Origin of the sequence: Rhizobium sp. SG741 (assembly GCF_012275435.1) — a bacterium.
In the GTDB taxonomy this organism is placed as follows: Bacteria; Pseudomonadota; Alphaproteobacteria; order Rhizobiales; family Rhizobiaceae; genus Rhizobium; species Rhizobium lusitanum.
The window spans coordinates 133,377-146,486 of sequence record NZ_JAAZQP010000003.1 but is presented as its reverse complement, the minus strand read 5'-3'; the positions used below and the strand labels follow the sequence as shown (position 1 = coordinate 146,486).

Genomic DNA, 13,110 nt, shown 5'->3' with positions numbered 1-13,110 from the left:
GTTCGCTGCAGGTTTAGGCCTGCGCCATATATTCCTTGATCAAGCCTTCATACTCTTCCATCGCCGGCAGCGCGGCGTAGCTGTGCTTGGCCGGTGTCGTCACCCAGGGCAGTTTTTCGCTCGTCCAGGTTTCGATGAAGGGCGTGAACCAGCTGGGGTCATCGAGCATGGTGGCGCGCAGATTGACAAACCAATCCACGCCGTCGAGCTTTGTGAACATCCAGCTCATGCAATGCGGGCAGAAATAATGATGGATGGCGTCGCCATGCAGGCCGCCGATGACCGGTTCGCCTTGCGTCACCTCGAAACCATCGGAGGGGATAGCGGCGCTCAGCGAATAGGCGCTGCCGGTCATGCGCTGGCAGCCGGTGCAATGACAGGCCATGGTCAGCAAGGGCTTGGCGCTGATCTTCAACCGCACCTGTCCGCAACGGCAGCCGCCCTCGCAGGGTAGTTCCAGCGTCGTCATTATCTTATCTCCTCCCGTCTTCGATGATATATCGGCGCCGGCATTCATCTTCGGATGATGCCGACACCGGCTTCCCTCTGAATTGGAAGCCTATAGCAATCCTCATGCTTCCTCTGCCTGAAGAAGCCTCTGCCGCGTTCCGATCGTCTGGACCCAAGCGCGCGCAATCGCCAAGCCCGCAGTCTCCGCAGCTTCCGCATGTTGGGCAACAAGCTCCGGATAGCTTTCCAGCCAACCCGGTTCCTTGCTTTCGATCGTCGCCTTGAATTCGGTACGCCAGCGGTCGACCACGGCGGCATTGGCCTCGAAGTGGAACTGCGTGCCATAGGTGGCGCGGCCGATGCGATAGGCCTGGTTCTGCGCGACGCCGTTGGTCGCCAGGCGCACGGCGCCGGCCGGCAGGGTGAAGGTATCGGAGTGCCATTCGAAAATGGTGAACTGGTCGCCGACGCCGGCGAGCAGCGGATCCGTCTTGCCCTCCTCGGTCAGGCCCACCGTTTTCCAGCCGAATTCGTCGGCCGCGCCGATGAGATTTTCCGCCTCGTAGGCGCGCGCAAGGATCTGGCTGCCGAGGCAGATGCCGAGCACGGCCTTATCCTCACTCTCGAAGCGGCGCATCAGCCGCGCCAGTTCCGGCAGGTAGGGATGGGTTTCGTCGTCGCGGGCATTCTGTTCGCCGCCGAGCACGACGAGCGCGTCATAAGATGCCGTATCCTTGGGAAGCGCTTCGCCGTCCCATGCGCGGAACCATTCGGCCTCAGCTCCCGCCTCCTCCAGCGCGATGCCGAGGGCGCCGAGCGGGGTATTCTTCATATTCTCGATGATTGCGACGCGCATGCCGATGATTCCCGAGCAATGTTCTCGCCAGAGATGAGCACGAGGCGGGGTGATCAGGCAAGGGCCTAGCTTGCAGCCCGCCAAGGTTGAGCCTGGAGCGCTTCCGTTCCAAACAAGGTCACGGCAGCGCTCTATCCTTTTGTTTTTGCGCATTTCCGCACGGAAAACCGCTTCACACTTTTCCTGGAAATGCTCTAGATGTCATCAAACGACGAAGGATGACAACGATGAGCGACAAGCCGCGGATCACCATTCTCTATTGCACGCAATGCAACTGGCTGCTGCGCTCCGGCTGGATGGCGCAAGAGCTGCTGCAGACTTTCACCGACAGTCTCGGCGAAGTGGCGCTGATACCCGGCACCGGCGGCGTCTTCGAAATCCGCATCGATGGCGAGCTCTTGTGGGAACGCAAGCGCGACGGCGGTTTCCCCGGGCCGAAGGAGCTGAAGCAGCGGGTGCGCGATATCATCGACCCCGAGCGCGATCTCGGCCATACGGACCGCGCATCGCTGGAAAGCTGAGCTGCCTATTGCCGGCCGCAGCCCTCAGTCAAAGGGCGAACGGCAGGTCTGGAAGCCGTGATGGATGGTGGAATAGAGGTTGGTGCCTGGGTTATAGGTCCGATAGCGTTCGGCGCACCACATCTGATGCCGCGCGCGCTGCTGCGCCGGCGACGGATAGACGACCCTCGGGGGCCTATAGTCTTCGCGCGGAGGGATCTGAATCCGCGGGCTGTCGTAACGGTTCGTGCCGCCGGTATAGGGCGGCGTGATGGGAAGGGGCTGGCCGGGACGGGTATAGAATTGCCGTGACCCGAAGCCGAAGCAGCCGCGAGAATCACAAATGACGGAGTTGGTGGTGCGCGGCGGAATGACGATCCTCGGAGGATCGGAAGCGGCAGCGGCGAAATCCGCATGCGCCAGCAAGGCGAAACCGAGAGCGCAACTGAACGCGATCCTGCCGAAAACAGCCATGATAAACTCCTGTAGCGGGCGCCGCCAGCCGATGTCGCTGCCGCGGCGCTTCCATATCTATTTGGGGTCATGACGGTGGCAAAACCAGTGCTGCCGCAACCGGAAAACAACGCTTCACGATCGGTTGATCCTTAAGACGGCTTGCGCCATAACAGCGCAATCATTCCGAGGAGATTGCCCGTGAGCAGCTTGAAATTTGGCACCAGCGGCCTTCGCGGCCTGTCCGTCGACCTCATCGGACGGGCATCCGCCCTCTATGCGACCGCCTTTGCCCACCACCTGTTGAAGAGCGGCCATGCCAAGCCCGGCGACCTCATTCTCGTCGGCCGCGACTTCCGCGAGTCGAGCCCTGCCATTTCGGCCACCTGCATCGGCGCCCTGAAGCGCGCCGGTCTGACGCCGATCGATTGCGGCGCGCTGCCGACCCCCGCGCTGGCGCTTTACGGGCTGCAGCTCAAAGCCGCCTCGCTGATGATCACCGGCTCGCATATCCCCGCCGATCGCAACGGCATCAAATTCTACCGGCCGGACGGCGAGATCGACAAGCAGGACGAGCTGGCGATCAGCGCGGAAGCAACCGCGATCATCGACACGCTCATCGACGAGACATCAGGCAGTGCCGAAAATCGCACGGCGGAGACCGAAGCGCTGTTCCTGGAACGCAACAAGGGTCTGCTTCCCGCAGGCAGCCTCGCAGGCCTCACCATCGGCGTCTATCAGCATAGCACGGTCGCCCGCGACCTCTTCGGCCAGGTGCTTGCCCATTACGGCGCTCGCGTGGTGCCGCTCGGCCGCTCCGAGAGCTTCATTCCGGTCGATACCGAGGCCGTTTCCGCCGATACCATCCGGCTGCTGAAGGGCTGGGCGCCGGAGCACGGGCTGGATGCCATCGTCTCGGCTGATGGCGATGGCGACCGGCCGCTTGTCGCGGATGAAACCGGCGAGCCGCTGCGCGGCGATCTGCTCGGCCTCATCGCCGCGAACTTCCTCGGCGCCGAGGTCGTGGTGACCCCGATCACCTCCAATTCCGGCATCGAAGCCGCCGGCTCCTATGCGGTCACCCGCACCCGCGTCGGCTCGCCTTATGTGATCGCCGGCATGGACGAAGCCGTTGCCGCCGGCAAGGCCAATGTCATGGGTTTCGAGGCCAATGGCGGCACGCTGACGGCGAGCCGCTTCACCGTCGCGGGCAAGCCCTTCGACGCCCTGCCGACACGCGACAGCTTCCTGCCGATCCTCGCGTCGCTCTATGCCGCCGCACAGGCGAAGAAACCGCTCTCCGCCGTGGCCGACGGCTATCGCCTGCCCTTTGCCGCCGCCGACCGTCTGGAGAATTTCCCTGTGGAAACCAGCGCCGCGCTGATGGCCTATTTGCGCGCTTCCGACGCCAATCTCGCGGACTTCCTTAGCCCCATTGCAGGGGTGACATCGAAGAGCGACATAGACGGGCTGCGGGTAACGCTTGTGGACGGCCGAATCATTCATTTCCGCCCCTCCGGAAACGCGCCGGAAATGCGCTGCTATGTCGAAGCCGGAAGCGAAAGCGAGGCAAAGGCCCTGCTGGAACAGGGACTTGGCCTGATCACCGCGTGGGCGGCAGCCCGGGTCTGACCCGGGCTTCAACCGCTTTTTTCCAGATTGACACGAAAACTTCAAAAACCCTGTTGACACCAGACGGCCACCCCCTTACATGCGTGTCCGTCGCCCAGATGGCGGAATTGGTAGACGCGCCAGCTTCAGGTGCTGGTACCCGAAAGGGTGTGGAGGTTCGAGTCCTCTTCTGGGCACCATTCCATTTGATCACTGCCAAGATCAAACACTTAGTCCTGCACAATAATTTGCATATTTGCTGCTCTGTAACAGAGGGTAGCAACATTGCGTCTGGGCCTGCTCACGCGTCACCCACGCGCCCTCGTCCCCCACTTTGCGCAACCCTCCATCCCGCTACGGAACTACCTCTCGGTCCCCCATCTGGTTAACCTCCCGCAAAGGGAGGGACAGACCAATAAGGGGAACAATAAAATGGACCATATCTGCAACCTCCTCTGGCTTGCCTTCAGCGTCGCTCTTCTCTTTGCCGCGTTGAACAGGAGGCTGGTCGGGGATTATCTGACCATGTGGTATCTGCTTGTCATCACGGCCATCGCCGTATTGGCCTGGGTTGGGGTATTCCCGACTGACGTCACCGCGGCGCGGGCCGGGTAACCTGGCGAAATGAAGCAATTTTGGCTTTGCCGGCCGTCATTTGTCACCTCATTCCAGGCATGAAAAAGCCGCCGAAAGTTTCTTTCGGCAGCTTCGAACACGGTGAGACATTGAATAAGAACGCCTCACCCCCAAGTGGTCTGCGCTAGAGCTTCGGGCTGAGCGGGACGATGGCGGCAAAGCGCAGCCAGTCCTTTTGCGCCTTCGGCGTCCATGCGGCCTCGGCAACGGCCGGCAGGCGTGGGAAGACCAGACGATTGAAGTAATCACGCGAGATGAAATTCTCCTGCCAGATGCAGGCCTGCACACCCTTCATGAGGTGCTTCAGTTCATCCGGGAAATCACCCTCCGCCTCGTAGGCATAGGTATGGGCCGGCGGCACCGTGCCGGCCCAGCTGGCACCGGGCTCCTGCCACGCGTCGGCCTGCACCATGTCGAGATAATAGGCCTGGCCCGGGGTCATGACGACCTCATAGCCTTCGCGCGCAAGCTCGATGCCGACCTCGGGTTTTTCCCAGGCCATCAGCAGCGTGCCTTCGGCACCGACACCGCCGCCATGGGCGACTTCGTTCCAGCCGGCAAGCTTGCGGCCGCGCTCGGTCAGCATGGCCTTGATGCGCTTCAGGAAATAGGATTGCAGCGCAAAGGTGCCCGATATGCCTTCCTTCTCCATCAGCTTGCGCGCCAGGGGCGAAGCGAGCCAGGAACCGTTGGCGACCTCGTCGCCGCCAATATGGATATATTCGGAAGGGAAGAGCTCGACCATTTCGTCGAAGACCTTGCCGAGGAATTCGTAGGTCGGCTCGATGGCGGGGTTCAATGCGTTGTTCGGAAAGCCCTGGACGGAATGATAGCTGTCCGGCGCTTCCTGCCCATCCGTCAGGTCAGGCAGGGCAACAAGGGTGGCGGTGCTATGGCCGGGAATATCGACCTCAGGCACGACCTCGATGCCGAGCGCCAGGGCATGGGCGACGATCTCGCGCACATCATCCTGCGAATAGAAACCGCCTACGGGCTCGGCGGCGTTTCCGAGCTGCGGCAGCAACGGCTCATCGGGTCCGCGCAGCACGCCGGTCGATGTCAGCTGCGGATAGGCCCGGATCTCCAGCCGCCAGGCCTCGTCGTCCGTCAGGTGCCAGTGGAAGATATTGAGCTTCAGCCAGGCGAGAATGTCGAGCAGGCGCAGGACATCCGCCTTGGGGGTAAACTGCCTGGATACGTCGAGATGGCAGCCGCGCCAGCCGTAACGCGGTTGGTCGGCGATCTCGCCCGAAATCGGGAAGCGGAACTTGCCGGGTTCGCGTCGCGCGCCGTCCAGAAGCTGCGCCAGCGTCGTCAGGCCGTAGAGGCGGCCGGCATCGGCCGAATAGGCGAGCACGACCTCATCGCCGGAGAAGGTAAGCTCATAGGCTTCGCGCGCGAGCACCGGCCGATCGACGAAGCGCAGCACCCTGCCCTGCGGCGCGGCGATGAGGCTGAAGGGAATGTGATTGGCGGGAAACAGCCGGCGGAACAGCGCCTGCGCCGTGGCGAGCGCCTTCACGCTTGCAGCATCCGTGCCCTTTGCGGGATAGAGCGCAACCGGGAAGTCTTCGCCCGGCTCGACATCGATCGTCGCCGGCCATGGTTGGATGGCGAAGGGAAGCTCCAGCCTGCCCTCCGGCAACAGCACCGGCGGCGGCTCGCTGACGCGGCCTTCGAGCAGGAGGTCCGACGTGAAGACGGTGACATGGCTGCCATCCGCCAGCGTCACATAGGCTGATTTGGCACCGTCGGTGCAATGCCGCGCGACCCGGTGAAGGGCGGAGACACTGAACGTCCAGCTCTCTCCGGGACCTACGGAAAAGCCTGCCGGTGGGGCGAACTCATGGAAATTGGCGTTGCGGCGGACGAAGATGGCATTGTCGCAGGCCTCTGGATCGACGACGCGCGTTAGTGTCGTATAGGCAAGGCGGAAATTCGCGAGCGGCGCATCCGAGAAATTGAAAAGCGTCAGGGTCAGTCGACCATGCTTTCCTCCCTCGGGAGACCAGGTGTTTTCGAGATGAAAGGAAGCCGGCTGCATCTTTGTTCCCTCTTTGGCGACGCGCGTTCAGAGCATGATGCCGAAAAGTGTAAGCGGTTTTTCGGACGACATCATGCTCTACCTCTTTGATTCTAGAGCGGATTCAGATTTTAGGTCGAACAGACCTAAAATCATCCGACTCTAGTAGTGATCGGATTGTGAGAATGTGTGGGCGAGCTCGGCCTGCCCCGCAGTCAACCCGCAATCGACCGGCAGGCAGACGCCGGTAATGGCGGCGGCGAGCGGGCTTGCCAGGAAGGAAACCGCATTGGCGACATCGACCGGGTCGACGACGCGCTGCAGCGCATACCAGCGCTTTGCTTCCTCGAAGACATTCGGATTTGCGGCGGCGCGCTTTTCCCATGCCTGCGTGCGCACCGTGCCGGGTGCCACCGCGTTGGCACGGATGCCGAACTTGCCGTATTCGACAGCGACCAGCCGGGTGAAATGCAGGAGCCCCGCCTTGGCGGCGCTATAGGCCGGGTGGCCGAAGACCGCCAGGCCGTTGACGGAGGCGATGTTGACCAGCGACCCTTTCGAAGCCTTCAACATGTCCTCGACAGCGCGGAAGCAGAGAAACGCCGCTTCCAGATTGAGGGCATTGTCGGCGCGCCAGATCTCGGGCGTCGTATCGTGCAGACTGACGGCGCGGGCAGCCCCGGCATTATTGACCAGCGTCCTCAGCGTGCCGAGCCGAGCCGTAGCCTTCGCCATCTCGGCGGTATCGGCTTCGCTTGTTATATCCGCCTTGAACGCAACGAAGCGCTCTGCGGTGCCCAACGCCTCCGCCGCCTTTTGCGCGGCAGCCTCGTCGATATCGACGAGCAGGATGACATCGTGGTCATCCGCCAGGCGCTTGGCGATGGCGCGGCCGATATCGCCCGCGGCCCCGGTGACGATGGCTACCGATCTGCTCATGTCTCTGTTCCCTTGATGAAATCCTAGTCCCCGAGAAGCTGGCGATCATCGCCGTCGCGATGGGTGACGAGCTGCTGTTTGATACGGCGCAATGTCACCGTGGCCTGCGGCTGGATGCGGTATGCGACGAGGCTGGCGAGAATGTCGAGAACGGCCACATATGCGATGCGCGTCGATGTCGGTCGATAGATATTCTCGCCTTCCGGCAAATCGACCGGCACCGTGATGTCGGCGACGTGCGCCACCGGGCTTCCGCTCTGCGTCAGCGCAATGGTCGGCACCTTGGCCTCGCGCGCCAGCGTGAAGGCGCGCACGAGCTCGGCGTTGCGGCCGGAAAAAGACGAACCGATCAGCACATCCGTCGGCTTGGCGGCCGCAGCCATCATCAGCTGCATGCTGTGGTCGGAGCTTGCGGTGATGCGCAGGCCGAGCCGGAACAGACGGTTCTGCATCTCGCTGGCGATCATCGAGGAATTGCCGCCGGAGCCGAAGGCGTAGATCATCTCGGCGCCGGCGAGCCGATTGGCCGCCTGTTCGATGGCCGCGACATCGAGCCCGCGGTGCAGCAGGAAGAGCGCATTCTGCGCCTTGGTGATGATGTCCTGGGCGACATCGGCCGGGGCGATGCTCTTCGGCTCTGGCTTGAGATAGCGCATGCCGACATAGGCCGTGCGCGCAAGCTGCACCTTGAAATCGGAGAAGCTTTCGCAGCCGAGACGGCGGCAGAAGCGGGTGACGGTCGGCGGCGAGACATCCGCCTTGCCGGCCAGCTCGATGATGGAAGCGTTAACAGCGAATTCGAAGTCACCGAGGACGATATCGGCGATCCGGATTTCCGATTGTGAAAGCCGCCCCCTCTCCTCCTGCATGGTCGTGAAGATATCCATCAGCTCCCCCTTTGCGTTGCTGCGCTTAAGAACGTCCGATACTTAATGAGCGACGCAATCCATCTCAATCCGGTTATCCATCATCGGGCCAAAACATGGCGCAAGAGCGGTTGCGGCTCGCCGCCTGCTCTTCTCTGGCCGGAACCATAACGCTTGATGGACATCATGCGATTCCTGCAAATTATTTTCTTGATGCGTTGACAAGTGACCATAGAAAGCAGAATTTGACCAGTGAAAATCGTGGATTATGAAAAGAATTTAAATGACGGCCGATACAATGCGTGATCCCTTCCAGAATCCCTTCCCTGCCAGCGATACCATCAGGCATGCGATCTGGGAGATGCTCGTGCCGCGTGACATCGACGCTTTCCTTGCCGCCGACTGGTCGTCGGTAGCAGGCGATTTCGTCGAGGAGGGCTTCATCGGCATCGACGGACGGCGCGAAATCAACCCCGACAAGTGGCGCCTCGCCTTTCCGACACTGTCAGCCTATCGCGAGGAATGGCTGCGCCAGGCGCGCGACTTCGCCGGCCAATCCTTTGCCGAGGATCCGCGTACCGCCATTTTCACGACGACGACGCTCGAAGACATCGAGATCGAAGGCGACACGGCGCTGGTGCGCAAGAAATTCGACGGCAGCCTGAAGAAGTCGGATGGCGGCATCGACGTGCTGAAATGGCAGACACTTTACTATTGCCGACTGCATGAGGGGCGCTGGAAGATCTCCGGCTTTACCGGTTACCTGCCGAACCCCATGGAATAAAGGCGACCGTATTGCGCATTTTCACTGCGGCATTCGCGACCGAGACGAATACCTTCTCCCCGATCTGTATCGACCGGCGCGCCTTCGAGGCTTCCCTCTATGCGCCGCCGGGCATGCATCCGGAAACGCCGACACTCTGTTCCGCACCGATCACTGTGGGACGGCGCGTTGCCGCCCAAAAGGGTTGGGACCTGATCGAGGGCACCGCGGCATGGGCCGATCCTGCCGGCCTGGTGAACCGCCGGACCTATGAGGACTTACGGGACGAGATCCTCGATCAGCTTCGTGCGGCCATGCCGGTCGATGCCGTGGTGCTTGGCCTGCACGGCGCCATGGTTGCGGACGGCTATGAGGATACCGAGGGTGACTTGCTGTCCCGGATCCGCGAGATCGTCGGGCCGGACATTCTTGTCTGCGCCGAACTCGACCCGCACAGCCATCTGACCGAGAAGCGCGTCGCGGCTGCGGATTTCTTCGTCTACTTCAAGGAATTCCCGCACACCGATTTCGTCGATCGCGCCGAAGACCTTTGGCGCATTGCCGTCGATACGCTGGAAGGCCGCGTAAAGCCTGCCATGTCCGTGTTCGATTGCCGCATGATCGATGTCTTTCCGACATCGCGAGAGCCAATGCGCTCCTTCGTCGACAAGATCATGGCGATGGAAAAGAGCGATGCGAATATCCTGTCCATATCGGTCATTCATGGTTTCATGGCCGGCGACGTGCCTGAGATGGGCACGAAGCTGCTTGTCGTGACCAACAGCAAGCCGGATAAGGGCTCCGCGATTGCGCGTGCGCTTGGGCTGGAGCTGTTCTCCAAGCGCGGCACGTTCATCATGCCGCAGATCGACGAGAAGCAGGCGGTGAGCCAGGCCATGGCGGCGACATCAGGACCTGTCGTCATTGCCGACCTCTGGGACAATCCCGGCGGCGGTACTGCTGGTGATGCGACCGTCATCCTTCAGGAACTGCTCGACCGCGGCGCCACCGACACGGCGATCGGCACGATCTGGGATCCGATGGCGGTGCAGATCTGCATGGCGGCCGGCGAAGGCGCGGAAATCCCGCTGCGGTTCGGCGCAAAATCGGCGCCTGGCACGGGCAATCCCATCGACGGCCTGGTCAAGATCATCAGCCTCGTCGCCAGTGCCGAGATGCGCTTCGGCGAAAGCTTCGCCCCCTTTGGCGACGCCGCGCATATCCAGCTCGACGGCATCGACATCATCCTCAATTCGACGCGCGCGCAGAGTTTCGATCCGAGCCTCTTCTCCGTGATGGGCATCGACTCCACGCTCAAGAAGATCCTGGTCATCAAATCAACCAATCATTTCTACGCGTCCTTCTCCAGGATCGCCTCGGAGATCCTTTACTGCTCCGCCGGAACGCCCTATCCGAACAATCCGGCCCGCACGCCCTATCGCCGCGCGCGGAAAGATATCTGGCCGATGGTGGCCGATCCTCATGTGGAAAAACGGAAAGAAGCCTGAGATGGCACATGATATTGCGCTCGAAATCAGCCCCAAGCCCGGCGACCGGATCGACGGAATTTCGACGCCGCGTCCGATCATCGACGAAGAGCGGCTGGCGGCGAATATAGCCCGCGTGCAGTCCTACATGGATGCGCACGGCTTGAACTTCCGGCCGCATATCAAGACGCACAAGATTCCCGCGCTGGCGCGCGCCCAGATGGCCGCCGGCGCCAAGGGTATCAATTGCCAGAAGATCACCGAGGCGGAAGCCTTCGCCGATGCGGGTTTCGAGGATATCCTGATCACCTTCAACATTCTCGGCCCCGAAAAGCTCGTTCGCCTCTCGGCCTTGAACGATCGCATTTCCGGCTTGAAGGTCGTAGCCGACAACACCGTCACCGTCGACGGGCTCTCCGCCTGGTTCGCCGAACGCAGACCGCTGACCGTGCTGGTGGAATGCGACACCGGCGGCGCGCGCTGCGGCGTGCAATCGCCAGCCGAAGCTGCTGCGCTCGGCAAGCTTATCGCCGGCAAACAGGGCCTCGTCTTCGGCGGCTTGATGAGCTATCCGAAGCCGAACAATGCTGCCGGAACACAGGCGTTCCTCGCCGAAGCCGTCGCGTTGCTGAAGGGCGAGAACATCGAATGCCCGATCGTCAGCAACGGCGGCACGCCAAGCCTGTTCGAAGCGCATCTCGTGACGGCGGCCACCGAGCATCGCGCCGGAACCTATATCTACAACGACAGGTCGATGGTGCGGGCAGGCCATTGCCGCGAGGAGGACTGCGCCATGCATATTCTCGCCACCGTCGTCTCGCGGCCGACGGAAGACCGCGCCGTTATCGATGCCGGCTCGAAGGCTCTTACCTCCGATCTCCTCGGCTTTGCGGATTACGGCCAGGTGGTCGGCTACCCGGAAGCCGTGATCAAGGGCCTTTCGGAAGAACACGGCGTCATCGATCTATCCAATTGCACCGGTCCGCGCCCGCAGATCGGCGACAAGATCCGCATCATCCCCAACCATACCTGCGTCGTGTCCAACCTGTTCGATCAGATGGTGTTTCACCGCGACGGTATCGTCACGCGCGTCGAGGATGTGGCTGCGCGCGGCCTGGTTTGGTAACGGCTTCAGCAGCAACCCGCCTTCATGCCTCGCGATCTACGCACCTCACCAGGAGAACTGATCCTTTCCCGTCCGGCGACGGGAAAGTTAATCGCTCGACTGCTATTTTGTCACAGCGCTGGCCCGCTCCCCTCATTCTGAGGTACGCAGCCCACAGGGTAGAGCCTCGAAGGACAAGTGGGCCCGAGATGGCAGCCGCTTCCCTTAGGAAGCCGCAGAATTCAGCAATTCCATGTCGATATCGGTCAGTTCCACCCTGCGCTCGAAGGCCATGCCGCTTTCATCGAACAGATGGCAATCGGCGATACGGATGCCGGTCTTGAGCGGTGCCTCCAGGCGGATGGCGACGCTGCCCGGCAGCGTGGCGCAAAAATTCTCGTCGACACCCTCGGCGGCGGCGTAGGCAACAGTCTGCGCACCCAGATGTTCGACGACGGTCGGCACGATGGTCAATGTCAGCTCGCCGCCACCGAGCTGGACATGCTCCGGCCGTATGCCGAGCGTCAGCGCCTTGCCGACCGCGCCCTGGCGCGGCGTCACCGGCAACAGCGCCTTCTGGCCCTTATAGTCTATTTCCACGCCGGCCTCGCTGACATCAGTGCAGGTCACGGGCAGGAAGTTCATCTTGGGATTGCCGATGAACCGGGCGACGAATGTATTCGCCGGCTTGTGATAAAGCTCCAGCGGCTCGCCGACCTGCGATATCTCGCCGGCATTGAGGACGACGATCCGGTCGGCCATGGTCATGGCTTCGACCTGGTCGTGGGTGACGTAGATCATCGTCGCCTGCAGCTGGTGATGCAGCTTCGCCAGCTCGATGCGCATGTCGGCGCGCAGAGCGGCGTCGAGGTTCGACAGGGGTTCGTCGAAGAGGAAGATCTTCGGCTCGCGGACGATCGCGCGGCCGATGGCGACGCGCTGGCGCTGGCCACCGGACAAATTGCCCGGCTTCTGCTGCAGGCGCTGCTCCAGATGCAAAATGCGGGCGGCATGCGCGACCTTGGCCTTGAGCTTGTCCTCCGGCATCTTCTCCACACGCAAGGGGAAGGCGATGTTCTCGAACACCGACATATGCGGATAGAGAGCATAGGACTGGAACACCATGGCAATGCCGCGCTTGACGGGCGGCAGATCGTTGACGCGAGCGCCGTCGATCAGGATGTCGCCACTGGTCACCTCGTCGAGGCCGGCGATCATCCGCAGCAGGGTCGACTTGCCGCAACCGGACGGCCCGACGAAGACGATGAATTCACCGTCCGTGACGTCGAGCTCGACGCCTTTGATGACCTCGAAATGACCATAGAATTTCTTGACCTGATTAAGGTGCAGCTTTCCCAAACTCTGTCTCCGCGCGGCGCCGCCATTGTGCGTGCAGGGCTCGAAAGGCCGCGCGCGATGCG

Annotated in this window: 13 protein-coding genes and 1 tRNA gene; 7 read left to right on the top strand and 7 right to left on the bottom strand. The window is 61.9% G+C overall.

The features are described 5' to 3' along the window. Nucleotides 1–13: 13 nt before the first annotated feature. Both FHT29_RS09135 and FHT29_RS09130 read right to left on the bottom strand, forming a co-directional pair. A complete protein-coding gene (locus tag FHT29_RS09135; protein ID WP_168599605.1) occupies nt 14–469 on the bottom strand; it encodes a GFA family protein in 456 nt (151 codons plus the stop codon). Nucleotides 470–571: 102 nt separating this feature from the next. Further along, nucleotides 572–1,306 carry a type 1 glutamine amidotransferase gene (locus FHT29_RS09130; protein ID WP_168599604.1) on the bottom strand — a complete coding sequence of 245 codons (735 nt, stop codon included), beginning with the start codon at nt 1,304–1,306 and terminating at the stop codon, nt 572–574. Between the two features lie 227 nt (nt 1,307–1,533). Between FHT29_RS09130 and FHT29_RS09125 the strand changes: the two genes are divergently transcribed. After that, on the top strand, nt 1,534–1,827 hold the full coding sequence (locus FHT29_RS09125) for a SelT/SelW/SelH family protein (RefSeq protein ID WP_004108029.1): 294 nt from the start codon (nt 1,534–1,536) through the stop codon (nt 1,825–1,827). Nucleotides 1,828–1,851: 24 nt separating this feature from the next. On the opposite strand, the gene FHT29_RS09120 is transcribed toward FHT29_RS09125, so the two are convergent. After that, on the bottom strand, nt 1,852–2,280 hold the full coding sequence (locus tag FHT29_RS09120) for a BA14K family protein (RefSeq protein ID WP_047641189.1): 429 nt from the start codon (nt 2,278–2,280) through the stop codon (nt 1,852–1,854). Between the two features lie 189 nt (nt 2,281–2,469). Between FHT29_RS09120 and FHT29_RS09115 the strand changes: the two genes are divergently transcribed. The 3 genes from FHT29_RS09115 to FHT29_RS09105 all read left to right on the top strand — a co-directional run bounded on the left by FHT29_RS09115 (nt 2,470) and on the right by FHT29_RS09105 (nt 4,485). Beyond that, nucleotides 2,470–3,891, top strand: coding sequence for a phosphomannomutase (locus FHT29_RS09115; protein ID WP_210255428.1), 1,422 nt, complete (start codon nt 2,470–2,472; stop codon nt 3,889–3,891). Between the two features lie 92 nt (nt 3,892–3,983). Continuing rightward, a tRNA-Leu gene (locus tag FHT29_RS09110) sits at nt 3,984–4,070 on the top strand. Nucleotides 4,071–4,302: 232 nt separating this feature from the next. Continuing rightward, complete coding sequence (locus FHT29_RS09105; RefSeq protein ID WP_037197161.1) at nt 4,303–4,485, top strand: hypothetical protein; 183 nt, start codon at nt 4,303–4,305, stop codon at nt 4,483–4,485. 145 nt (nt 4,486–4,630) lie between these two features. On the opposite strand, the gene FHT29_RS09100 is transcribed toward FHT29_RS09105, so the two are convergent. From FHT29_RS09100 to FHT29_RS09090, 3 genes are all read right to left on the bottom strand, one after another. Further along, the gene (locus FHT29_RS09100; RefSeq protein ID WP_168599602.1) at nt 4,631–6,550 is read right to left on the bottom strand and encodes a beta-N-acetylhexosaminidase; all 1,920 of its coding nucleotides are present in this window, start codon (nt 6,548–6,550) and stop codon (nt 4,631–4,633) included. A 141-nt stretch (nt 6,551–6,691) separates the two neighbouring features. After that, nucleotides 6,692–7,468, bottom strand: coding sequence for an SDR family oxidoreductase (locus FHT29_RS09095; protein WP_047556364.1), 777 nt, complete (start codon nt 7,466–7,468; stop codon nt 6,692–6,694). 23 nt (nt 7,469–7,491) lie between these two features. After that, nucleotides 7,492–8,355 (bottom strand): MurR/RpiR family transcriptional regulator, encoded by an 864-nt coding sequence (locus FHT29_RS09090; RefSeq protein WP_168599601.1) that lies wholly within the window; start codon nt 8,353–8,355, stop codon nt 7,492–7,494. A gap of 277 nt (nt 8,356–8,632) precedes the next feature. Between FHT29_RS09090 and FHT29_RS09085 the strand changes: the two genes are divergently transcribed. From FHT29_RS09085 to FHT29_RS09075, 3 genes are read left to right on the top strand one after another with little or no spacing between them, the layout of a single operon-like run. Continuing rightward, nucleotides 8,633–9,118 (top strand): hypothetical protein, encoded by a 486-nt coding sequence (locus FHT29_RS09085; RefSeq protein ID WP_168599684.1) that lies wholly within the window; start codon nt 8,633–8,635, stop codon nt 9,116–9,118. 11 nt (nt 9,119–9,129) lie between these two features. After that, on the top strand, nt 9,130–10,605 hold the full coding sequence (locus FHT29_RS09080; RefSeq protein WP_168599600.1) for a M81 family metallopeptidase: 1,476 nt from the start codon (nt 9,130–9,132) through the stop codon (nt 10,603–10,605). Between the two features lies 1 nt (nt 10,606). Continuing rightward, a complete protein-coding gene (locus tag FHT29_RS09075) occupies nt 10,607–11,710 on the top strand; it encodes a D-TA family PLP-dependent enzyme (protein WP_047556440.1) in 1,104 nt (367 codons plus the stop codon). Nucleotides 11,711–11,914: 204 nt separating this feature from the next. On the opposite strand, the gene ugpC is transcribed toward FHT29_RS09075, so the two are convergent. Beyond that, complete coding sequence (gene ugpC, locus FHT29_RS09070; RefSeq protein ID WP_047556367.1) at nt 11,915–13,048, bottom strand: sn-glycerol-3-phosphate ABC transporter ATP-binding protein UgpC; 1,134 nt, start codon at nt 13,046–13,048, stop codon at nt 11,915–11,917. Nucleotides 13,049–13,110: the final 62 nt, after the last annotated feature.